Consider the following 21,661-nt stretch of genomic DNA (forward strand, 5'->3'; position numbering starts at 1 on the left):
CGGCCTGTTCCTCGCTACCTGTTGCGGAAATGAGGCAACAGGATGACTTGGAAGCGCGTGTTACACTGGGCACTGTCCGGAATCCAGCCAAAATGACGCGGCGCCTGTTGACCGCTTGCCCCACCGCGCCCGCCGTCGCGACATGGTAGGGTCTGCACCGAATCATTCAGCCCACGACTTGGAGGGTCCGCCATGGGCCGGACATACGCCGTCTCGTTCCTTGCAGCGCTCGCCATGCTGGCCGCCAGTTCGTTGGCGCTCGCGGCCAAATCGCATGGGATAGCTATGCACGGCGAGCCCGCCCTGCCAGCCGGCTTCCAGAACTTCCCCTACGCCAACCCAGACGCGCCGAAGGGCGGCCGCGTCGAATATGCCTGGCCGGGCACCTTCGACAGCATCAACCCTTTCATTGTCCAGGGGAGCGGCGCGAGGGGCAGCATCGATCTCGTGTTCGGAAACAATGTCTTCGACACGCTCATGATGCGCTCGGCGGACGAGCCGTTCACCCTTTACCCGCTGTTGGCCGAAACGATTGAGACCGACGACGGGCGAACCTTTGCGGAGTTCACGCTCGATCCGCGCGCAAGATTCTCCGACGGCCAGCCGGTCACGCCGGACGACGTGATCTTCACGGTCAACCTGCTGCGCGACAAGGGCCTGCCGCGGTACGGCGTCACTGCGGACAAGATCGCGACCATGGAAAAGGTTGGCGAACGGGGCGTCCGCTTCACCTTCAAGCAGCCGGACCGCGAACTGCCGCTTATCCTCGGTCTCCTGCCGGTCCTGCCCAGGCATGCGATCGACGCGGTTCGTTTCGACAAGTCGACCCTGAAGCCGATGATCGGCAGCGGTCCCTATCGGCTGGTCGATGTCCGGCCGGGCGATTCGGTGACCTTCAAGCGCAACCCGGACTACTGGGCGAAGGACATTCCCTCGAAGCGAGGCTTCGACAACTACGACGAGATCCGCCTCACCTACTTCCGCGACGAGAATGCGCTCTTCGAGGCACTGAAGAAGGGGCTCGTCGACGTGTTCATCGAAGAAAACAGCGGCAGATGGGCCAACCAATACGATTTTCCGGCGGTGAAGTCGGGGGCGCTGGTCAAGGATACGATCGAAACGAAGCTGCCGTCCGGCATGTTCGGGATCGTCCTCAACACAAGGCGCCCGGCGCTCGCAGACCGCAAACTCAGGGATGCCCTCACCGCGCTCTTCGATTTCGAATGGGTGAACCGCAGCCTGTTCTCCAACAGCTACACGCGAACGCGCAGTTTCTTTGACAATTCGGAGCTTGCCTCGTCCGGCCGACCTGCCAGCGCGGGCGAGAAGGTCCTCCTTGCGCCCTTCCCGGACGTCGTGGAGCCAGACATCATGACCAAGGGGTGGCAGCCGCCGACCTCTGACGGGACCGGGCGCGACCGAGCGTTCCTGCGCGTCGGCTTCGACAAGCTGAAGGCGGCGGGCTACGAACTCGGCGACGGCCTGATGAGGGACAAGGGCGGGCGGCCGCTGACCTTCGAGATCATGCTGAAGGGCAGCGAGAACCAGCAGCTCGCCGTCGCCTTTCAGCAGACGCTGCGCAAGCTGGGGATCACCCTCGTCATCCGCTCGGTGGATGCGGCCCAGTTCCTGCAACGCCAGATCGACTACGACTTCGATATGATGTTCTTCCGCTACACGGCGTCGCTGTCGCCGGGCGTCGAGCAGGCCAGCCGCTGGGGCTCGGAGGTTCGCGACACGCCGGGGACCTTCAACTACGCGGGCGTCGCAAGCCCCGCCGTCGACGCCCTGCTCGACCACCTCATCAATGCGAGAACGCGGCCGGAATTCGTCGACGCGGTGCGGGCATTCGATCGCGTACTGCTGAGTGGCGCTTATGTCATTCCGCTCTATTTCAAGCCGGAGCAGTGGATCGTGCGCTGGAAGCGGATCGAGCGTCCCGACGCTACCCCGATCCAGGGGGCGCAGTTCCCAACCTGGTGGCGTGCAAAGGATTGAACATGTCAGAGAGACAATCCGTCAGGGTCGACGTCGTATCGGATGTGGTCTGTCCCTGGTGCTACATCGGCCAGAAGCGGCTTGACCGTGCGGTTCAGTCGCTGCCGGACATCGCCGTCGACGTGCGCTGGCGGCCCTACCAGCTGGATCCGACCATCCCGCCGGAAGGCAAGGACCGCAAGCGCTACATGCTCGACAAGTTCGGCAGTGAGGATCGCATCGCACAGATCCACGCACGCATCGAACCGCTTGGAAAAGCTGAGGGAATCGACTTCGCTTTCGATCGCATCAATGTTGCCCCCAACACGCTCGACGCGCATCGCGTGATCCGCTGGGCCGGGACGTCCGGCACTGGCGTGCAGAACGATCTGGTGCGGCGGTTGTTCGCCCTGAACTTCGAGCAAGGTCAGAACATCGGTGACCATGCCGTCCTGATCGCGGCGGCCGAGGCCAGCGGCATGGACGCATCGGTGGTCCGTACGCTGCTGCCAACGGACGCCGACAAGGCAGAAGTTCAGGGCGAGATCTCAACCGCGTCCAGGATGGGGATCACCGGGGTGCCGTGTTTCCTGCTCGAGAGCAAATACGCCGTGATGGGCGCCCAGGAATGGGAAACGCTCGCCGACGCCATCCGACAGGTCGCAGGTGCCAAGGAGCGCGGGGAACTGGACGCCTAAGAAGATGCTCAACGGGGAATCCATCGCGATTATGAAATTCTCGCGTGGACGTTGGACACTCCACGCTACGACCGCGGGCTTGCAGCTTCCACGAATGCGTCAAATATCCGGGCGCCGGGGTGACTTTTGGCGTCGAGCCTTTCGGGATGCCATTGCAAACCCATGGCAAAAGACTTCGAAGGCACCTCGATTGCTTCCACGACCCCATCCGGCCCGCGGGCTGCAACTATTACGCGGCTCGATGTCTCGACGATCGCCTCGCGGTGAAACGTATTCACGCTGAACCTCGCGACGCCAACGATATCCGCCAGTCGTGTGCCGGCCTGAATGCTGACATCGTGGAGTACGTTGCCTTGGTCGTGGTTCAGCGCGTCCGGCCATGAGGAATGCACGTCCGAAACCATCCGGCAGCCATTCAGGCATCCGAGCATCTGCATGCCATTGCAGATGCCGAGTACGGGCTTGTCGCGCGCAAGGAATTTTTCCATCAGCGCGATCTCTACGGACAGGCGCTCAGACGGAGGATACTGGGACTGATCCCCTTCGACGTACCACTTCTTGGGAAAGTTGATGCGCCCACCGATGCTCAGGAAACCATCGAACTCCTCGGCAATTTGATCGACCAGCTCGGGCACATGTGGGATGCCAACCGGAAGGGCTCCCGCACGGCTGATGGCGGAAAAGTAGTCCTTCGACGCTTCATATCGATCGCCATCGCCACTGTTGTTGTCATCCATGATCACAGCGATGATTGCCTTGCGTCGCATGGTGTTCCTACCTGGGGTTCTGGAGGTTTCACGAACAGGCATGGGCGACATGGTCACCAGGGAGGCCGGCCATCATCGGTTCAACAGCAGCGAGCATCGGGAGTGCCTAGCCTGCCACCGCGCATCTGACCCGATGGCCGTTGCCTATTTCGATCAGTTCAGAGGGTGCTGGCGCGGAGAATACGTCTGATGCCTTGGTTCCATCGGAGACAAATCGCAGGCCCGCAAGAGGCGGCGCGTCGATAATGCTGCGCTGGCTTGCCTGCGACGTGAGCGCCGCATTCGGATCGGGAATGGCCGCAATCAGCCGGCGTGTGTAGGGATGCGCAGGCGTCTCGAAGATCTCCTTCCATCCGCCCTCCTCCACGATCTGGCCGAAATACATGACGAGCACCCGGTCGCTCATGTGTTCCACCACACTGAGGTCGTGGCTGATCATCAGGTAGGAAAGGCCGAGTTTTTCCTGCAGGTCGAGCAGCAGGTTGATGATCTGCGCGCGGATCGAGACGTCCAGGGCCGACACCGGTTCGTCGAGCACGACGATCTCCGGTTCGAGGATGAGCGCGCGGGCAATGCCGATTCGTTGGCGTTGGCCGCCGGAGAATTCGTGCGGATATCGGCTCGCCTGCTCGGGAGTGAGCCCCACATTGGCGAGCATCGCCTCGATGCGGTCTGATACTTCCGACGCCGCCCTGATGCCATGCAGCCGCAGCGGCGCGGCGAGCGAGCTGCGCACCGACTGCCGCGGGTTCAGCGAGGCATAAGGGTCCTGGAACACCATCTGCACTGCCTTGGCGCGCTGCATGCGCCCCGGTGCACCCGCCCCGGTCAGCGGCTGGCCGCGGTACCGGATCGTGCCTTCAGTCGGCTCCTGGAGGCCGAGGATGGAAAGCGCCGTCGTGGACTTGCCGCAGCCGGATTCGCCGACGATCGACAGGCACTCGCCCTTTGCGAGCGAAAAGCTGATGCCGTTGACGGCGTGCAGCATGCGCCGCCCCGTGCCGAACGGTCCGCCGCCGGAAAGCGGGAAGCGAACATGCAGGTCGTCCACCTGCAATAAGGGAGCGATCATGGCTGGCCCCCTTCCGACCCGCGCGGAGCGATGAACCGGGTTTCCGTCAGCGTCGAGCGGTCGGCAATGATGCTGTCGATATCGACGAGACGCTGGCGGCCGTGCTCGCTTCGGCTGCCGAGGCGCGGCAGGGCGCCGAGGAGCCCGCGCGTATAGGTGTGTCGCGGATTTTCGAAGAGCGCTCGCGTCTCGTTCTCCTCCACGAGGCAGCCGGCATACATGACCCCAACGCGCTGGCAGATGCTGGCGATGACGCCGAGATCGTGGCTGATGAACAGGACCGCCGTGCCCCGCTCGGCGCACAATTCCTTGATCAGGCGCAGCACCTCGGCCTGTACGGTCACGTCAAGGGCAGTCGTCGGCTCATCGGCGATCAGAAGGTCTGGATTGCAGGCGAGCGCCATGGCGATCATGACGCGTTGGCGCAGGCCGCCGGACATCTGGTGCGGATAGTTCTTCGCGCGCCGGTCGGGATTGGGCACACGTACACTGGCGAGCGCACCGACCGCGAGTTTTCGCGCTTCGCCCCAGCTCTTGCCTTGATGCAGCACGAACATTTCGGCGATCTGCCGGCCGACGGTGGACAGCGGGTTCAGAGCCGTCATCGGTTCCTGGAAGATCATGGCGATGCGGCTGCCGCGCAGGCGCTGCATCTCCCGCTTCGGCAAGACAAGCAGATTCTGCCCCCTGAACAGGATCTCGCCGCGGGAAACGGCAAGCGGTTTCTTCAGGAGCCCCATCACGGCAAGTGACGTCACCGACTTGCCGGAACCGGACTCGCCGACGAGACCGTAGGCCTCTCCCGGCATGATCTGGAAGGAGACGCCCTTGAGGAGCGGGTAGCGGGCCGAACGGCCACGTGCGACGCCCAGGTGCAGATCCCTGATGTCGAGGAGTGCCGCGGTCATGGGTTGCGCGTCCTCATATGCGGGTCGAGGCTGTCGCGCAGGCCGTCGCCCAGCAGGTTGAAGCCGAGCACCGAGAGAAAGATGGCGAGGCCCGGGAAGATCGCCACCCAGGGCGCTAGCTGGATGAGCTGGCGTGCATCGGTCAGCATCGACCCCCAGCTCGGGAACGGCGGCTGGATGCCGAGGCCGAGGAAGGAGAGCGCCGCTTCCGACAGCACTGCCGAACCCATGCCGAGCGTCGCCATGACGAGGATCGGACCCATCATGTTGGGCAGGATCTGCGTGAACATGATGCGCAAATCGCCATAACCGAGCGTCTGGGCCGCCTGCACGTAGCCCTGGGACTTGAGCGAGAGCGTGGAGGAGCGGGCGATGCGGCAGGTCCAGCTCCAGTTGGTAAGGCCGAGCGCAACCAGAAGCGATGGCAGGCCGGGTCCCAGCACAGCCATCACAGCGAGCGCGAAGATCAGCGAGGGTATGGCAAGCATGACATTGGTGAGGCCGTTCACCAGATCGTCCCACCAGCCGCCCCAGTAGCCGGCAGTCATGCCCAGCGTGACGCCGATGATCGAATTGATCACCTGCGAGACGATGCCGACAGTGAGCGAGATCTGGGCGCCAAAGAGGATGCGGCTGTAGACATCCCGCCCCTGCCCGTCCGTACCGAACCAGTGTGTGGCGTCCGGCGGCAGTTCGGAACTCATGAGATCTGCATCGAGCACCGGATCGAAAGGCGCGATCCACGGGGCGAGCACGCCGGCGAGAATGACCAACGTTGTCAGCGTCGCGCCGAGCCAGAAGTTGAAGCCGAGACGCATTCCCGTCACTCCTGCTTTATGCGCGGATCGATCGCGGCATAGATGAGATCCACGGCAGTGTTGATGACGAGGAACCAGAGCACGATGACGAGGATCGTGCCCTGCACTACGGGGATGTCCCGGATGGCGACGCTATCGACCAAAAGCGAGCCGATGCCGGGCCAGGCGAAGAGCTTTTCGATGACGACGGCCTGGCCGATCAGCGAGCCGAACTGGAGGCCGACGGTGGTGACGATCAGCACAAGAGCATTGCGCGCAACATGCCAGCGCACGACCTTGGTCTCGCTCATGCCCTTGGAATGAGCGGTGCGGATGAAGTCGGCGTTCAACACATCAAGCACGCCTGCCCGCGTGGTCCGCGCCAGCAACGCAAGCGGCGTAACCCCCAACGTGATGGCGGGCAGGATGAGGTTGCGGAACGATCCGTCGCCGTAGCCGAAACTCGGCAGCCAGTTCAGTTGCAGTGCGAAAAGATACATCATCAGCAGTCCCAACCAGAACTGCGGTATGGAGAGGCCCGAGACCGCCCCGATCATCGTTACGGTGTCGAGCACCGAGCCCGGCCGCAGCGCCGCGAGGAAGCCGAGCGGCACGCCGACGACGAGCGCGAAGACCATGGCGGCGATGGCAAGTTGCAGCGAAGCCCACATGCGGTCGTTGATCAGGTCGATCACGGGCTGGCGCGTGCGGAAGGAGGTGCCGAGGTCGAATTGCGCAAGGTCGGTGACATAGGTCGCGAAACGTTCGACGAGCGGCTTGTTAAGTCCGAATTCCTCGTTGAGTCGAGCGATCATCTGCGGGTCGGCGGCGCGCTTGCCATCGGCGAAGAGGCTTGCCGCGAAGGTGCCGGGCACCACGGAGAAGATGACGAAGATGAGCAGCGCCACCACGATGACCGTAGGGATGACCTGCAGGATGCGGCGCAGGGTGAAACGAAGCATGAGCGGTTCCATGTTGGCCGCGCCGTTGCCGGAGCGACGATCGATGGGGGGCGGCGTCGTGACACCACCCCCGAACCCCTCAAGGCTTATTTGCGCGAGTCGGGAGCGTTCTCGTCGATCCAGATCTCGTCATACGGCTGGACCGCCAGTTCCGTCGCGTTCGGAACGAGGCCGTGGATCCACGGCTGATATGCCATGACGGCCTTGTTGTAGTTGAAGAACCAGACCGGCGCGTCGTCCTGCACGATGTTGTTGGCCTGACGCAGAAGATCGGTCTGCTTGGCCGGGTCACGCTCCTGCTTGGCGGCCTCATAGAGCTTGTCGAATTCCGGGCTCGCATAGCTCGTGTAGTTGCAGGCCGATTGCTGCGTCTTGGAGTAGTAGCAGCGCAGGGCGTTCAGCGGATCCGGACCGGACAGGTTCGACCAGATGAAGGCCTGGAAGTTGTTTGTCGTCACCGCCTCGCCGAGCGCGGAGCTTTCGACCGGCTTCGGCTTCACGGTGATGCCGACCTTCTTCAGCATCGGCAGGATGGCTTCCACGATCGGCACGCCCCAGCTTTCGTTCGGGCTCGCCGTCACTTCGAATTCGAAACCTTCGGCATAGCCGGCTTCCGCCAGCAGCGCCTTGGCCTTTTCCGGATCGAAGGCATAGCCCGCCTTGTCCTTGTCGAAGGCCGGCGAGGAGATCGGCAGCCAGCCGGAGGCCGGATAGGCCTTGTTCTTGACGAGGCGCTCGATGATCAGCGGCGCGTTGATGGCGTGGTTGATCGCCTGGCGGACTCGCTTGTCCTTGAAGGGTTCGAAGGCGGGGTTGAAGCCGATGTTGCGGGTATAGACCTCGGCAACCTCGAGCAGGTGGTCTTTCAACACCTCCTCGCCCTGATATGCCTGGTACTGGGTGGGACCCAGGACCGAGACGTCGATCTCCTTGTTGCGGAAGGCGACGTCGCGCGCGGCGTCTTCAGCCATCAGCACGACGTTGATGCGATCGAGATACGGCTTGCCTTCCTCGTAGTACTTGTCGAACTTTTCGACCACGACCTGCGAACCCGGAACATGCTCCTTGAAGACGAAGGCGCCGAGACCGACGGGATTCTTCGCGAAACTGGACTCATCCTCCACATTCGACGGATAGATGACCGTCGTGTTCTGCATCAGAGGGAAGCCAGGGTTGATCGGGCCGGTATAGGTGATCTCCAGCGTGTGGTCGTCGATCTTCTTGAGGCCGGCAATTTCGTCCGCCTTGCCGGCGATGTAGTCGTCCGCGCCCTTGATATTGGCGACATAGCTGGCGCCCGGAAAGGCGTTCTTCGGATTGGCGATCCGCTTATAGCTGTAGATGAAGTCGTCCGCCGTCAGCGGCTTGCCGTTGTGGAAGACGGCGTTCTTGCGCAGGTGATAGGTGTGAACGGTGCCGTCGTCGGAGACGTCCTCCGAGGTCGCAAGCTCCAGCACCGGTTTGTTCTGGATCGAATCCCAGCTGTAGAGCGCGCGGTGGATAGCCTGGGTGATGAACTCTTCCTGCGTGTTGGGGCTGGATTGGACGTCGAGCGTCGCGAAACTCGAGCCGTAGGGGGCTGTGAAAACGAGCGTTCCGCCGTGGCGTTCACCCGCGGCCAGCGCCCCGGTAGCCACGCCGAGGCTGAGCATTGCGGCCAGTGTCAGTCTTTTCAGCATTTCGTTCTCCCTCTCGTGCCGTTTTCGGCCTCGCTTCGAATTCAGTCCGGCAGGCGTTCAGCGCGCATCGTGCACGACGCGGCCTGCAAGCAGGGTCAGCAGGCAGCGCGTGCCTGAGAGAATGGTATCGGTCGGGGCCTCCAACAGGTCGTTGTCGAATACGGCGATGTCCGCCCATTGGCCGGGCACGAGCCGGCCCTTCACCGCTTCGGCCTTCTGGGACCAGGCGCCGTATTCGGTATAGGCCTGCAGCGCCTCCTCGCGGCTCAGCTTTTCGGATGCCTCCATCACCGTGCCCTTGCCGGTTTGGCGCGTGATCATGGCGTGCAGGTTCGGGAACGGATCGGGCGAGCAGACCGGAGAATCCGAGCCGGTCGACGGCTTCAGGCCGAGGCGCGCCCAGGTGCCGATCGGGTAGGACGGCTTGCCGCGCGCCTCCCCGAGCACGGAAATATAGCTGTCGCCGAAATCGTGGATGAACGCCATCTGCGGCGCCGGCAGGATGCCAGCGGCCTTCATGCGCTCATGCTGCTGCGGGGTGGAGAAACCGCAATGCTCGATGCGGTGGCGGCGGTCGGGATCAGGATTGGCGGCCAGAGCCTTCTCGTAGGCAGTGATGAGCTGTTCGATCGCCCCATCGCCGATGGCGTGGCAGACCATCTGGTAACCCCGGTCATGGCAATCCCTGACGACCGCCTCGACCGTTTCATCAGGCAGCATCTGCACGCCGATATTGTCTGGCTCGCCCTCGTACGGCTTCGTCATCCAGGCGGTGCGCCCGCCGGCCGAGCCATCGAGGAAGACTTTTACGCCGCCGACCCGCAGCATGTCGTCCCCGGAGCCCGACAGCAGCCCCGCGCGCCAACACTCTTCGACAATGGAAACACCGGGATCGCCAAGCAATGTCAGCCAGACACGCACTGGCAGCCGGCCGGCAAGCTTGGCCATCTCATAGGCCTGGATTTCGGAAAAGCCGGCGACATGGCCGACGGCCGCATCCATGCAACTCGTGATGCCGAAGCCCAGAAGGTGCTTGCCCCCACGCTCGATGCCGTCGATCAGTTCCTCGGTCGTCGCCTCGGGCATGGCGGCCTTGACGAGGTTCTGGGCGTTTTCCGCAAGGAGGCCGTTCAGCCGGCCGTCCGTGACGCCGATCACGCCGCCATCCGGCACGGGCGTCGCCTCGGTGATGCCGGCAAGCGCCAGCGCCCGCGAATTGGCGATCGAGACATGGCCGCAGGCCCGTGTCAACAGGACCGGGTGGTCGGGCGCCGCGCGGTCGAGATCGTCGCGGGTCGGATGCCGGCCTGTGTCGAGCTTGACCTGATCATAGCCGCGGGCGCGAACCCAACTGTCCCTCGGCGTTGTCGCAGCACGGTCGGAGATTCTCTTGACCAGGACGGCAAGCGTCGGCGCGGCCGCAGGCGTCGCATCGACAAAGCCCATGGCGATGCCGGTCGCAATCAGATGCAGGTGGTTGTCGATGAGGCCGGGGGTGGCAAAGCGGCCTCCCAGATCGATGACCTCGGTCGCCCTGCCCTTCAGGTTCATTACGTCGTCATTGCTGCCGGTTGCGAGAACCTTGCCCTGCCATACGGCAACTGCTTCGCAGACGCCCTCCTCCCGGCCGCGCCAGATGCGGCCATTGTGCAGGATGAGATCGGCTTCGATCCGCAATGCCATTCACAGCTCCTCCTGTAGGCGACGGCGAACCCACGCCTATGTTCTGCAATCGCAACGTGAAAGGTTGCGGCTGGCTTGGCTAATTCGCTTTTGGCAACACCCCATGCAAAATCGGCATATCTATTTCTATTGAGTGACTTATGATCATTTTCTCGGAAGAACGGGATCGGGTGGGGGAGCCGGTAGTGGAGATCAAGTGGCTTGAGGACTTCGTGACGCTGGCCGACACGTCCAGTTTTTCGCGGGCCGCCGATTTGCGCAACGTCACGCAGCCGGCATTCAGCCGAAGGATCAAGCAACTGGAAAGCTGGCTCGGCGCGACGCTCATCAGCCGCGCGACCATGCCGGCCGAACTCACGTCCGCGGGACGCAATTTCCTTCCTGTAGCGCAGGAGGCGATCCGAACCTTCTATGCTGCGCGCGAGGCATTGCGTCCGTCGCACGAACCCGGGCTTATCCGTTTTGCCGCACTGCATACGTTGACGGTCACTTTTTTCCCGCGCTGGGTAAAGGCGCTGGAAAAGGCGGGCGGCGCGTTCAGCACCTCGCTCATACCTGACCGCGGCGGCATCGAGGCCAACCTCGACGCGCTCGTCAACGACGAGGCGGATTTCTTCCTGACCTACGCCCATCCGGAAGTGCCGTTCCTCCTTGACCGCGGGCAGTTTGCCTCGCTGACCGTTGCCCATGACCGCCTGATTCCGTTGGTTTCGCCGGAGATCGTGCTGTCTGGCGTCGCACAACCAGGACGCAACCTGATCGATCGCGCCATTACCCAACCCCGGCTTGCCATCCCCTGCCTAAGCTACGGCTTCAATTCCTTTTTCGGGGTCGCGCTGTCGCGCCTTTTCCTGCGCCGTCCGCCCTTTCGGCGCCGTACGACGCACGAAAACACGATCAGCGCCGGGCAAATGAATATGGCGGTGACTGGCGCAGGTGTTTGCTGGCTGCCGGAAAGCCTGGCGCGCGACGAAATGGAGGCAGGCCGTCTCGTGCCCGCATCCGAGGACGCGGGGTGGAACCTCGACCTCGAGATCCGCCTCTATCGCCATGCCGCAAGCCGCAATCGGGAGGTCGAGGACCTTTGGCGCACAGCGCGGCAACTCCTCGAACGCGCAGCCGCCTGATCAGACCTTGAGGAACACCAGCGCCCGCAGGATCTCGGCAAATTCCTTATGTTCGAAGGCGACTGCACGGGGACCGTGTGCGCGGGCGCCGGGATACCAGCCTGCGCGGTAGGCATCGGTCGGGTTGTTGAACTCGATCACCACTTCGTAGTGATCCGCCTCGGCGGGCAACGCCTGCGCGAAATCGCCGGAAAGCGCCGCTGCGACCCCTTCGCGGATCAGGCGTCGCGACCAGGCGGGCGAGATGGACGTCGACGCGCGACCCTTGCCGTCGAGAGTCTCCACCGCCGCAAGGCCCGGCACCATCGCCCGCGCTTCCGCGCAGATGCCGTCGTCGCCGGCAACGAAGACGGAAGGCACGCCGTAGCCTGCCGCGCACAGCGCATTGACGGTGAATTCGGACGCGACCTCGCCATTGAGCAGCAGCCGCGAGATGCGCATATTTGAGGTGTGGGCGAGCGGATTGGCCTCGCTGCCCGCCTTGGAATGATAGCCAGTATAGATTGCCGCAGCGAAACCTTCGTCCAGACCGAACATCATGGCGTCCGGATGGCCGGACCAGCCGCGCACGATCCGCGCATAGTCGGGCAAGCGGTCGAGGATCAGGTTGCGGCCACTGTCGTGGGCATCCTTGATCACCACTTCCGTCGCGCCGGCGGCGCGCGCGCCTTCACAGGCAGCCACGACCTCCGAAGTCATCAGGGCGCGAAACTCGGCCCAGTCGGGATGCGTGCGCTCGGCCTCGTCCCAATGGGCGATGCCGGCTGTGCCTTCGATATCGGCGGAGATGAAGACTTTCATGGGATCGGGTTTTCCTTCAACCAGTCGGCAAGACAGGGGTAGATGCGGCCATTGCGAGCCGGCGTCGGGCGGGCCATGCAGAGCGCGTTCAGGACCGCTTCCTGCGTCGACTCGGCAGCCGCGCGAAAGGCGATGTCGATATGGTCGTCGGCAAGCCGTCGCTGCGTGGCGAACGCCGCGACCGGGTCGTGCTCGACCGGATCGGCGGTGGTGAAGCAGAGGACGACATCGCCGCTGCCATGTCCCCAGAACGCGCCGAGCCGGGCAAGGCCTGCGCCTCCTCGCCGCGCGACCCGCTGCAACTGGCGGTCGCTCAAGGGTAGGTCCGTCGCCATGACGACGATGACGGAGCCGCGCTCGGGGCTGGCAGGCACCCGCGGATGGGGTCGGCGGCCGTCCGGCAGGACGAGATCGCCCGCCGCGCCAAAATTGGCGAGCACCAGCGTGCCGAGCGCAAAATCGCGCTTGCCGATGCGCATCAGCCGCGAGGCGGTGCCGATGCCGGCCTTGAAGCCGAAGGCGGTCATGCCGGATCCGGCGCCCACCGCACCCTGCTCGACCGATCCGGGCCGTGCCGAATCCAGCGCGGCCATGGCATCGCTTGCAGTCACCGCCAGGGCCTGAATGTCGTTGATACGGCCGTCGTTGCATTCGCACACGAGCGGATTGACGGTTGAGGTTTCGCGCCCGATCGCAGGATTGTCGGCAATCGCGCGGCGGATCAGCGCTTCAGTGCAGGCTGCCACTCCGAAAGTGTTGGTGAGCAGGATCGGCGTCTCGATGGTGCCGAGTTCGGCCACCTGCATCAGCCCGGCCGACTTGCCGAAACCGTTGATCACCTCGACGGCCGCGCGTGGTTTCAGCCGGAAAAGATCACCGGGATGCGGAACTATCGCCGTCACGCCCGTGAAAATGCCATCGGCATGCAGCGACCGATGGCCGACCGAAACCCCGGGCACGTCAGTGATCGCGTTATCCGGCCCCACCGTAAGCCGGCTTTTGGGCATCAGTCCCAGTTCGCGAGCCGTCTTCATTTTCATTTGCTCCGGATGATCCCGCCTTCACTAGGACGGCACCCCCGCCGCTTCCAGATAAAGAGACTGCAGGCGTCGCGTTCTCGGGCCTGGCTTGCCGTCGCCGATCACCCTGCTGCCGATGCGCACGACCGGCATGACGAGGCTCGATGCCGAGGTCTGGAACGCTTCTGCCGATTCCTGCGCTTCTTCCGGCGTGAAAGCCCGCTCCTCGAGATGTAGCCCTTCGGTCTCACAGAGGCGGGCAATCGCGCGCTGGGTACAACCCGCCAAGGTCGCCTGCGAGGCGGCGCGGGTGAGAATGCGCCCGTCGGCGGTGATGATGTGGGCGGTCGAGGACGCGCCTTCGGTGACAAGCCCTGCCTCGACCAACCAGACATCATCGAAGCCGCGGCCGCGGGCCGCATGCTTGGCCATGATCTGCCCGAGCAGCATTGACGTTTTAATGTCGCGGCGATGCCATCGTGGATCGTCCGCGAGATCTACCGTGATGCCTTCGCGCTGCGCCCTGGTGCCTGTCAGCGTTTTGGCCTGCGTGAAGCCGACCAGTCTTGGCGTGATCGTTTCGGGATAGAGAAAGTCACGGTCGGCTTCTCCGCGTGAGACTTGCAGGTAGACGGTGCCGTCCGTGAGTCCGTTGAGGGCAATCAGTTTCGCCTGAACCGCCTCGATCTCGGCGCGAGGATGGGGAACCGGGATGTGAAGTTCTCTGAGTGAGCGTTCCAGCCTGGCAAGGTGCAAATCATTGTCGATCATCCGCCCTGCGATCACCGCCGTCACTTCGTACACCGCGTCGCCGAACAGAAAGCCGCGATCGAACAAGCCAATCCGGGCTTCCTCCTCCGGGAGAAAACGACCATGGATGAATACAGTTCGTGCCATTCCATCCTCACCGCGATCGGTCCGGACCGCTACAATTGGAGGAACACCCCGCAGGTGACCAATTCAATTTCGGCAAAAGGCCATGCAAAAAAGGCCTAATGGAAACGCCGCTTCGCATAGGCAGCTGATCGAAGAAATGTTGGGATATGACGTTGCGCGGAGGGCAGACGTTCGGCACCCAGGTTCCAGGTTGGACCGCCTGTGGGCGGGCAGCTTTGGGATCACGCAAGCATGGCAAGGATCGAAGACGGCGATCGCCGATCCCAGCTCCTCTTCATCGGCCCGTCAACCATCGCGGGGGCTATGCTGGGACGTAGGTCAACCTGATCACGTCTTTGCCGATGCGATCGCTCGCCACGAGGCGCAGCGGGGGGCGCGGCCCGGCGAAGTATGGCTTGCCGCCGCCGAGCACAAAGGGATGGAGGTACAACTGATACTCGTCGACAAGGCCCAGGTCGGTCAAACCGCCCGCCAACTCTGGTCCGGAAACTTCAATCTTCCCATCGAGCTGAGCTTTCAGCCCGCGTATCGCCGCCTCCACATCATCCTTGACCAGGGTGGCGTTCGGGCCAACCGACTTCAACGAGCGCGACACGACCCACTTCGGTTGGCTCCGCCACGCCACCGCGTAGTCACGTTGTGCCTCGTCCCACTCGGGGCGATCTTCGTCCCAATACCGCATCACCTCGTACATGCGGCGACCGTATACACTGCCGGCCAAGCCGCGCACGTCGTCGATGAAATGACGAAAAAGCGCAGCATCCGGCGCAAATGCCATGTGGTCGACATAGCCGTCCAGCGACTGATTCAATAAATAGACGAGCTTCGCCATGTGGGATCTTCTTCTCGCTACCTCATCGAAGCTGCCGAAGGTATGGGGAAATGAAGCGGGCTACAATCGGCCCGCCCACCTGCCGCCGTGACCGATCACCAGAAGTCCTCCTTCCGGCCCGTCACGCGCAAACAGTTGCCTATCGCTAGCCACCAGCTGACGCGACTGGGCGGGACAATACGAGCGGCGGTGTGCATGCAAAGGCCCATTGTTTCGGTGAATCCGCGCGCCTTGCCCGCTGTTCGAGTCCCGGAAGAGGAAGCTACCCAGGCCGGCTCACACCCGCTTTGCGGAAAGCACCTCGAAGGTCTTGCCGATGGTGGCGACCGAGCGCTCGTAGTCGGCGAGCGCGAGGCAGGCGATCAGGGCGTCGACGATAGCGAGCTGGGCGATGCGGCTCGTCATCGCCTCGGTTCGGAACTGGGTTTCCCTCGCCAGTGTGTTGAGCACAATGTCGACATGGGCCAGAAGCGGCGACTTGCCGAAATTGGTGATGGCGATGGTGGTGGCGCCAGCCGCCTTGGCCAGCCGCGTTGCGGTCAGCGTCTCGACCGTGCTGCCGGAATGGGAAATGGTGATCACCGCCACCGACGGATCGGCCAGCGACGCGGTGATCGCCTGGACATGGCTGTCGACGCTCGCCCGGGATTCGATGCCGATGCGCAGCAGGCGATAATTCATGTCCTCGGCGATGGTGGCGGCGCTGCCGATGCCGAACACTTCGACACGGCGCGCCTTACGGATCGCCTCTACCGCCTGCGCCACGGCCCGAACGTCCAGCGCCTTCTGCGTGTCCTGCAGCGCCTGTAGGTCGGAGCGGAAGATCTTTTCGATCACCGTCGCCGTGTCGTCGTCGGGGGCCAGGTCCTCGTGGATGAACTGGACCGGCTGCACCAGGTCGCGCGCAAGCGAGATCTTGATCTGCTGGAATCCCCGCGCTCCGAGCAACTGACATAGCCCGATGACGCTCCCCTCGCTCGCTTCCGCCCGCTCGGCGACTTCCGTTACCGACATGTGGACGACCTCGGCAGCGTGATCGGTTATGAAATCGGCTATGCGGCCGGCCGTCGGCGGGAGATCGCGACGGATCGCCCGGATCCTGTCCAGCACGCCTGCAACGCCCTGCCCCGTGTCAGTCTTCTCGCGATCCGCAACCATCTTTGCGCCCTCCACTCTGCCGTGCTCAGCGGTCCGGCTTCAAACCGCAACCTGCAGGAGTCGCGCTCTGCGTATCTCTCCGCGTTCCACCCGCAGAAACCGCATGCCGATCCTCCTCGATCCCAGCCCGCCGGTCTCCGGATTGTCGCCAATCATGAGAGCGTCCCGGGCAGCGATCCCCAGCCGGGCGCAGCCCATCTCGAACAGCGCCGGCTCAGGCTTTCCGATCACCCGGTACGGAATCGGCCCCACGCAGGCGAGGATCGCCGCCGCCAGTGCGCCAGTTTCCGGCACCGGCTCGCCATTGGCGCCCGGGTGGTTGCGATCGGGCGCAGCCACGAAGAGCTGAGCGCCGTCGCTGAGCGCCTCGGCGGCGGCGGCCAGTCTCGCATAGGAAAAATGGCGATCTCGGGCAACGAGCACGATGTCCGCACCCTGCACTTCGATGCGAAGGCCTCTGCGACGCGCATAGGTGCGCAGCGATGCGCTTCCCAACAGCAGAACGGACGCCCCCGGATACTCGGCGGCAATGGTGTCGATGGCCGCCGTGCCGGCCAGCAGCAGTTGATCCTTGTCGATGGCCAGGCCCATGCCGAGCAGCGTGCGGGCCAACTGGTCGGGCGTATGCTCGGCGTTATTCGAGACGATGACGAACCGGCCGCGCACCTGCTCAAGCAGCCACGTTGCATCCGGGAGCACAGTCCGGCCCGCGATCAGCGTTCCGTCCAGATCAATGAGATAGCCGTCGGCATCGAGGTCAGATTCAAGCAAGGCGGTATCCTCTTCGGGCGCCGATACCTGAATTGAGACAAGCTCAATGTCAACGAGATTGTTGTTGAGATGTTTTCATCATAGTGTCACAGAGCGGCGCTACCCCTCGGCGAACAACGTTTCCGTCAGGGCCGCCATGAAGATCGCCATCATTACCGACATCCATCACGGACCGCAGTCCCACACCAAGAAGCCGGGCTGGGACGGGCTGCCGTTGTTGGAGCGGTTCCTCGATCGAGCCAAGGCCGAGAAGGTCGATCTGGTGCTCGACCTGGGCGACCACATCTCCGACACCACTCACGAGGACGACTATCGCGTCGCCTCGGAAGTGGCGGCGGTCTTTGCCGGCTATGACGGCCCGCGCGTTCATGTGATGGGCAATCACGACGTCGCCAACCTTTCGTTGGCGGACAACGAGGCCATTTTCGGACAGTCCATGCAGAGCCGGGTCGTGGACCTCGGCGAAACGCGCCTGCTGGTATGGCAGCCCGGCGTCCAGCTCAGCCGGCAGACCGGTTTTCCGGCCGCCGCCCCGGCCCTCGGCTGGCTGGTCGATGCGCTGATGGAGGATGAGCGCCCGGCCATCATCGCCACCCATGTGCCGCTGTCCGGGCACTCCCAGATCGGCAACTACTACTTCCAGCGCAGCCCCCTTCACTCGAGCTATCCTGATCACGCGCAGGTGCGAGAGGCGGTCGAGGCCACCGGGCGCGCCGCGCTGTGGCTCTCCGGCCATGTGCATTGGAACACCGTGACCAACGTCCGCGGAATCCAGCACGTCACCGTTCAGTCGATGAGCGAGCGCTTCACGACCATGCCCGAACCGGCCGGCGCTTATGCCGACCTCGAAATCGGCAACGGCCAGTTCGCGATCACCGTGCATGGCGAGGACCCGTTCCATGCGAGGCTCCCGTTCCGCGCCTCGGGTATGCGTCCCTGGATGCGCCCGCTGGATAGACTGGAGGCGCCGTCCGCAGCTCCGGAGCTGGAGCCAGCCGGTGCTTGATTTCCTCGCCAGACGCATCCTCGGCGCCGCAGCGACGCTGCTGGTGGTCGTGGCGGCCGTGTTCTTCGCCACCCGCCTCTCCGGCAATGCGATGGACTATCTGCTGCCGCCGGGCATCGACCTCGAGACCAAGGCGGCGATCGTCGCCCGCTTCGGCCTGGACCAGCCAATGCTGGTGCAGTTCGGCAATTTCATCGCCGGGCTCTTTCAAGGCGACATGGGGCTGAGCCTCTTCGAGCGCCGCCCGGTCACCGAGATCTATGCCGAGCGCCTGCCCAATACGCTGGAACTGTTTGCCTACGCGCTGGTGCTGTCGGTCGCCGTCGGGCTGCCGCTTGGCGTCGCCGCGGCCCTGCAGCGCAAGAACGCCGTCGGCGCGGCGATCATGGGCGTGGCCTTCCTTGGCTATGCGACGCCGAATTTCGTGCTCGCCATCGTCATGATCCTGGTGTTCTCGTTCAACCTGCACTGGCTGCCGAGTTCCGGTTCGGCGACGCCGCTGCATCTCTTGATGCCGGCGATCGTGCTGGCGGCGCCGATGCTGGCAGAAATCATCCGCTTTTCCCGCAATGCCCTGCTGGACGTGATGGGCCAGGACTATCTGCGCACGGCGCGCGCCAAGGGGCTGCCCGAGCGTTTGGTCATCGGCAAGCATGCGCTGCGCAACGCGGCCATCCCCGTGGTGACGATCATCGGACTCCAGGTGGCCGGCATGGTCGCGCGCTGCGTCGTGGTGGAGGCCGTGTTCTCGACAAAGGGCATCGGCGACCTCGTCGTGTTCGCCGCCATCGGCCGCGACTATCCGGTGCTGCAGTTCGGAGTGATCCTCATCGCCGCGCTGGTGGTGACCGTCTCGCTGATCGTCGACCTGCTCTACGCCCTTATCGATCCCCGCGTGAAGGTGACAGCATCATGACCGATATCGTCTATCCTATGCCGCGCCTCGAGGGGCGCTCCCGCCCGCGCCGCGCCACCGGTATCGCCCGGCTCTGGCAGAAGGCGAACACCCCGAGCCGCATCTATCTCGCACTCTTCGCCGTGGTGTTGCTGTTGACCGTACTCGGGCCGCTGCTGGCGCCGTTTCATCCCGACGCGCAGACGCTCCTGGCGCGGCTGCGCCCGCCAGTCGGTTTCGACCGGGCGATGCCGGCGCATCCGCTGGGCACCGACCAATTGGGCCGCGACCTTCTCTCGCGCACGCTTCACGGGCTGCAACTCACCATGCTGATCGCCTTGGTCGGCAGCCTCATCAGCCTGGTGATCGGCGTCACCCTCGGCGTCATCGCCGGCTACGCCCGTGGCAGGCTGGGCAGCGCCATCATGGCGCTGGTCGACATCCAGATCGCGGTGCCCTTCACGCTGATCGCGCTCCTCGTCATCGCCATCTTCGGCAACTCGCTGCCAGTACTCATCCTGGTGATCGGCGTGTCCGGGTGGGAAGTCTATGCCCGCATCGTCCGGGCGCAGGTGCTCTCGCTGTCGCGCCAACCCTTCGTGGAAGCGGCGATCGCGGCGGGCGCCTCGCACAGCCGCATCCTGCTCAGGCATGTGCTGCCCAACGCCGCCTCGCCGATCATCGTCGTGTGGACGATGACCTTCTCGGCGGTGATCCTGCTCGAATCCTCGCTGTCCTTCCTGGGCCTGGGGGTACAGCCGCCGACTGCGACGCTCGGCTCGATGGTCGGGCTGGGACGCGACTATCTCGCCTCGAGCCCCTGGATCGCCGTGGTGCCGTCGCTGACCATCATGTTCGTTTCGCTCCTGGTGCTGCTGATCGGCGACTGGCTGCGCGACGCGCTCGACGTCAAGCTCAAGTAACACCCCCGGCGGCCCGGCCGCCGGCTCCCCGAACTTCACCTATCCAGCGCTCGGCCGGTCCCTCCCTTCCGGCCGGACGGGATGACTCTGCAAGCAAAAGGACCTCTGGCATGAAATCGAAACTGCTCTTGTCGCTCGCGGCAACACTCCTGGCGTCGACCTCGGCCATGGCCGCCGACCTGGTCGTCGGGACGCAGAACCTGCCCGCCTATGTCGATCCCGGCAAGGATCACTCGAACTCCGGTTCGCAGGTGCAGGTCAATGCCTTCGACCCGCTGATCCAGAAGGACTATTCGCAGCCCACTCCGACCTTCTCGCCCGGGCTTGCCACCAAGTGGGAGCAGACCTCTCCCACCGAAATGGTCGTGACGCTGCGCGAAGGCGTCAAGTTCCACGATGGCAGCACCATGACTGCCGACGACGTGGTGTTCACCTTCCAGCGCATCATCGACGAAGTCACGCCCGAGTTCGGCTCGATCAAGAAGCAGTTCTTCTCCAACTTCGAAAAGGTCGAGGCGATCGACACCGCGACGGTTCGCTTCACCACCTTCAAGCCCGAGCCGCTGTTCGAGATCCTGCTCAACGCGCAGCAGGGCTACATCATCCCCAAGGCCTATGTGATGGGCCTGACCGGCGACCCGCAGGTCGCCGATGTATCCGACTTTGAAGCCTTCGGCCTGAAGCCCGTCGGGACCGGGCCGTACCGCATCAGCGCTTTCCAGCCGGGCGAGACGGTCGTCTACGAGAAGTTCGCCGAGCACTACGGCGAGGCTGCCCCGCTCGACCGCGTCGAACTGCGCCGCATCGGCGAGATGGCGACGCGCCTGACCGCGCTGGCCAATGGCGAAGTCGACATCATCACCAACGTGGCGCCGGATCAGCTGGCAACGATCGAAGCCAATCCCGCGCTCAAGGTCGAGGGCAACGTCACCCCGCTCTTCCATCTGGTGTTCTTCAACACCGAGAACCCGCGCCTGGCCGACAAGAAGCTCCGTCAGGCGCTCAGCCACGCCATCGACCGCGACCTGCTCAACGAGGCGCTTTGGCTGGGCAAGGCCGTTGTTCCCTCGACCCATACCTATCCGCAGTATGGCGAGCTCTACACGCCCGAACTGAAAACGTTCGAATACGACCTGGAGAAGGCCAAGGCCCTGCTCGCCGAGTCGAGCTACGACGGCAAGCCGATCCGCTTCGACACCGACGCGGTCTACTACACCAACGGCCTGCTCGCCGCCCAGGCGATCAAGGAGATGTGGGCCGCGATCGGCGTCGAGCTGAACCTCAACGTCGATCCCAAGTGGACCGGCAACGACGCCGACATGGAAACCCGCAACTGGTCGAACCCGATGTATTTCGCCGATCCGGCCGGTTCCTACGGTACGATGTGGAGCCCGACCGGCGCCCGCATCACCAGCGGTTCGTGGAAGCCCAGCGAAGAATACACCGCGATGTGGGAGCGCTTCCGTTTCTCGACTGACGTCGCGGAGCGCAAGGCCGCCTATGCCGAGATCATGGCCTATGTGAAGGAAGAGGCGCCGTTCGTGCTGCTCTACCAGCCATACGAATCGTACGGCCTCAGCAAGAGCGTCGAGTGGAAGCCCCTGCCCGGCCACATCCCCTACGTGCTCGACTTCCGCGCCGGCAACGTCGCCGTCGCCGACTGATCCAGCCAGGCCGTCGGCGAGCGCT

General features: G+C 63.9%; 20 protein-coding genes. 7 read left to right on the forward strand and 13 right to left on the reverse strand.

The annotated features are described in order from the left end of the window. The first annotated feature begins 192 nt into the window (after positions 1-192). Together PD284_RS15385 and PD284_RS15390 are read left to right on the forward strand one after the other, a co-directional pair. Positions 193-1,998, forward strand: coding sequence for an extracellular solute-binding protein (locus PD284_RS15385; RefSeq protein ID WP_274629052.1), 1,806 nt, complete (start codon positions 193-195; stop codon positions 1,996-1,998). Between the two features lie 2 nt (positions 1,999-2,000). Continuing rightward, positions 2,001-2,675 (forward strand): DsbA family oxidoreductase, encoded by a 675-nt coding sequence (locus tag PD284_RS15390; protein ID WP_274629053.1) that lies wholly within the window; start codon positions 2,001-2,003, stop codon positions 2,673-2,675. 65 nt (positions 2,676-2,740) lie between these two features. On the opposite strand, the gene PD284_RS15395 is transcribed toward PD284_RS15390, so the two are convergent. The 7 genes from PD284_RS15395 to PD284_RS15425 form a co-directional block, all read right to left on the reverse strand. Continuing rightward, positions 2,741-3,442 (reverse strand): gamma-glutamyl-gamma-aminobutyrate hydrolase family protein, encoded by a 702-nt coding sequence (locus PD284_RS15395; protein ID WP_274629054.1) that lies wholly within the window; start codon positions 3,440-3,442, stop codon positions 2,741-2,743. Between the two features lie 106 nt (positions 3,443-3,548). Then, positions 3,549-4,514, reverse strand: a complete 966-nt coding sequence (locus PD284_RS15400; RefSeq protein WP_274629055.1) for an ABC transporter ATP-binding protein — start codon at positions 4,512-4,514, stop codon at positions 3,549-3,551. After that, complete coding sequence (locus PD284_RS15405; protein WP_274629056.1) at positions 4,511-5,422, reverse strand: ABC transporter ATP-binding protein; 912 nt, start codon at positions 5,420-5,422, stop codon at positions 4,511-4,513. Before PD284_RS15405 ends, PD284_RS15400 begins: the two co-directional genes overlap by 4 nt. Then, a complete protein-coding gene (locus PD284_RS15410; RefSeq protein WP_274629057.1) occupies positions 5,419-6,240 on the reverse strand; it encodes an ABC transporter permease in 822 nt (273 codons plus the stop codon). The genes PD284_RS15405 and PD284_RS15410 overlap by 4 nt, the downstream gene beginning before the upstream one ends. A gap of 5 nt (positions 6,241-6,245) precedes the next feature. Beyond that, positions 6,246-7,181, reverse strand: coding sequence for an ABC transporter permease (locus PD284_RS15415; RefSeq protein ID WP_274629058.1), 936 nt, complete (start codon positions 7,179-7,181; stop codon positions 6,246-6,248). 86 nt (positions 7,182-7,267) lie between these two features. Next, the gene (locus PD284_RS15420) at positions 7,268-8,860 is read right to left on the reverse strand and encodes an ABC transporter substrate-binding protein (protein WP_274629059.1); all 1,593 of its coding nucleotides are present in this window, start codon (positions 8,858-8,860) and stop codon (positions 7,268-7,270) included. A 57-nt stretch (positions 8,861-8,917) separates the two neighbouring features. Then, positions 8,918-10,543, reverse strand: coding sequence for an amidohydrolase (locus tag PD284_RS15425; protein ID WP_274629060.1), 1,626 nt, complete (start codon positions 10,541-10,543; stop codon positions 8,918-8,920). 185 nt (positions 10,544-10,728) lie between these two features. Here PD284_RS15425 and PD284_RS15430 point away from each other — a divergent pair, with 185 nt between their 5' ends. Next, a complete protein-coding gene (locus PD284_RS15430; protein WP_338036687.1) occupies positions 10,729-11,670 on the forward strand; it encodes a LysR family transcriptional regulator in 942 nt (313 codons plus the stop codon). Here PD284_RS15430 and PD284_RS15435 read toward each other — a convergent pair whose 3' ends face one another. From PD284_RS15435 to PD284_RS15460, 6 genes are all read right to left on the reverse strand, one after another. Next, on the reverse strand, positions 11,671-12,471 hold the full coding sequence (locus tag PD284_RS15435; protein ID WP_274629062.1) for a M55 family metallopeptidase: 801 nt from the start codon (positions 12,469-12,471) through the stop codon (positions 11,671-11,673). After that, positions 12,468-13,505: a DmpA family aminopeptidase gene (locus tag PD284_RS15440; RefSeq protein ID WP_274629063.1), complete on the reverse strand. Its 1,038-nt coding sequence runs from the start codon at positions 13,503-13,505 to the stop codon at positions 12,468-12,470. Before PD284_RS15440 ends, PD284_RS15435 begins: the two co-directional genes overlap by 4 nt. Before the next feature lie 30 nt (positions 13,506-13,535). Then, the gene (locus tag PD284_RS15445; RefSeq protein WP_274629064.1) at positions 13,536-14,387 is read right to left on the reverse strand and encodes a D-amino-acid transaminase; all 852 of its coding nucleotides are present in this window, start codon (positions 14,385-14,387) and stop codon (positions 13,536-13,538) included. A gap of 301 nt (positions 14,388-14,688) precedes the next feature. After that, positions 14,689-15,219: a dihydrofolate reductase family protein gene (locus PD284_RS15450; RefSeq protein ID WP_274629065.1), complete on the reverse strand. Its 531-nt coding sequence runs from the start codon at positions 15,217-15,219 to the stop codon at positions 14,689-14,691. 276 nt (positions 15,220-15,495) lie between these two features. After that, complete coding sequence (locus PD284_RS15455; RefSeq protein WP_274629066.1) at positions 15,496-16,377, reverse strand: MurR/RpiR family transcriptional regulator; 882 nt, start codon at positions 16,375-16,377, stop codon at positions 15,496-15,498. A 39-nt stretch (positions 16,378-16,416) separates the two neighbouring features. Then, entirely contained in the window at positions 16,417-17,148 is a 732-nt protein-coding gene (locus tag PD284_RS15460) for an HAD-IIA family hydrolase (protein WP_274629067.1), read from the reverse strand. Between the two features lie 136 nt (positions 17,149-17,284). Between PD284_RS15460 and PD284_RS15465 the strand changes: the two genes are divergently transcribed. The 4 genes from PD284_RS15465 to PD284_RS15480 all read left to right on the forward strand — a co-directional run bounded on the left by PD284_RS15465 (position 17,285) and on the right by PD284_RS15480 (position 21,636). After that, positions 17,285-18,154, forward strand: coding sequence for a metallophosphoesterase family protein (locus PD284_RS15465; RefSeq protein ID WP_274629068.1), 870 nt, complete (start codon positions 17,285-17,287; stop codon positions 18,152-18,154). Then, entirely contained in the window at positions 18,147-19,070 is a 924-nt protein-coding gene (locus tag PD284_RS15470; RefSeq protein WP_274629069.1) for an ABC transporter permease, read from the forward strand. The genes PD284_RS15465 and PD284_RS15470 overlap by 8 nt, the downstream gene beginning before the upstream one ends. Continuing rightward, complete coding sequence (locus tag PD284_RS15475) at positions 19,067-19,972, forward strand: ABC transporter permease (RefSeq protein WP_274629070.1); 906 nt, start codon at positions 19,067-19,069, stop codon at positions 19,970-19,972. The genes PD284_RS15470 and PD284_RS15475 overlap by 4 nt, the downstream gene beginning before the upstream one ends. Positions 19,973-20,082: 110 nt before the next feature. After that, entirely contained in the window at positions 20,083-21,636 is a 1,554-nt protein-coding gene (locus PD284_RS15480) for an ABC transporter substrate-binding protein (RefSeq protein WP_274629071.1), read from the forward strand. Positions 21,637-21,661: the final 25 nt, after the last annotated feature.

Origin of the sequence: Mesorhizobium shangrilense (genome assembly GCF_028826155.1) — a bacterium.
In the GTDB taxonomy this organism is placed as follows: Bacteria; Pseudomonadota; Alphaproteobacteria; order Rhizobiales; family Rhizobiaceae; genus Arvimicrobium; species Arvimicrobium flavum.

What these genes read in the sequence shown, in the direction of transcription:
- PD284_RS15385 (WP_274629052.1), top strand. Translation starts at nt 193, where the DNA reads ATGGGCCGGACATACGCCGTCTCGTTCCTTGCAGCGCTCGCCATGCTG.
- PD284_RS15390 (WP_274629053.1), top strand. Translation starts at nt 2,001, where the DNA reads ATGTCAGAGAGACAATCCGTCAGGGTCGACGTCGTATCGGATGTGGTC.
- PD284_RS15395 (WP_274629054.1), bottom strand. Translation starts at nt 3,442, where the DNA reads ATGCGACGCAAGGCAATCATCGCTGTGATCATGGATGACAACAACAGT.
- PD284_RS15400 (WP_274629055.1), bottom strand. Translation starts at nt 4,514, where the DNA reads ATGATCGCTCCCTTATTGCAGGTGGACGACCTGCATGTTCGCTTCCCG.
- PD284_RS15405 (WP_274629056.1), bottom strand. Translation starts at nt 5,422, where the DNA reads ATGACCGCGGCACTCCTCGACATCAGGGATCTGCACCTGGGCGTCGCA.
- PD284_RS15410 (WP_274629057.1), bottom strand. Translation starts at nt 6,240, where the DNA reads ATGCGTCTCGGCTTCAACTTCTGGCTCGGCGCGACGCTGACAACGTTG.
- PD284_RS15415 (WP_274629058.1), bottom strand. Translation starts at nt 7,181, where the DNA reads ATGCTTCGTTTCACCCTGCGCCGCATCCTGCAGGTCATCCCTACGGTC.
- PD284_RS15420 (WP_274629059.1), bottom strand. Translation starts at nt 8,860, where the DNA reads ATGCTGAAAAGACTGACACTGGCCGCAATGCTCAGCCTCGGCGTGGCT.
- PD284_RS15425 (WP_274629060.1), bottom strand. Translation starts at nt 10,543, where the DNA reads ATGGCATTGCGGATCGAAGCCGATCTCATCCTGCACAATGGCCGCATC.
- PD284_RS15435 (WP_274629062.1), bottom strand. Translation starts at nt 12,471, where the DNA reads ATGAAAGTCTTCATCTCCGCCGATATCGAAGGCACAGCCGGCATCGCC.
- PD284_RS15440 (WP_274629063.1), bottom strand. Translation starts at nt 13,505, where the DNA reads ATGAAGACGGCTCGCGAACTGGGACTGATGCCCAAAAGCCGGCTTACG.
- PD284_RS15445 (WP_274629064.1), bottom strand. Translation starts at nt 14,387, where the DNA reads ATGGCACGAACTGTATTCATCCATGGTCGTTTTCTCCCGGAGGAGGAA.
- PD284_RS15450 (WP_274629065.1), bottom strand. Translation starts at nt 15,219, where the DNA reads ATGGCGAAGCTCGTCTATTTATTGAATCAGTCGCTGGACGGCTATGTC.
- PD284_RS15455 (WP_274629066.1), bottom strand. Translation starts at nt 16,377, where the DNA reads ATGGTTGCGGATCGCGAGAAGACTGACACGGGGCAGGGCGTTGCAGGC.
- PD284_RS15465 (WP_274629068.1), top strand. Translation starts at nt 17,285, where the DNA reads ATGAAGATCGCCATCATTACCGACATCCATCACGGACCGCAGTCCCAC.
- PD284_RS15475 (WP_274629070.1), top strand. Translation starts at nt 19,067, where the DNA reads ATGACCGATATCGTCTATCCTATGCCGCGCCTCGAGGGGCGCTCCCGC.
- PD284_RS15480 (WP_274629071.1), top strand. Translation starts at nt 20,083, where the DNA reads ATGAAATCGAAACTGCTCTTGTCGCTCGCGGCAACACTCCTGGCGTCG.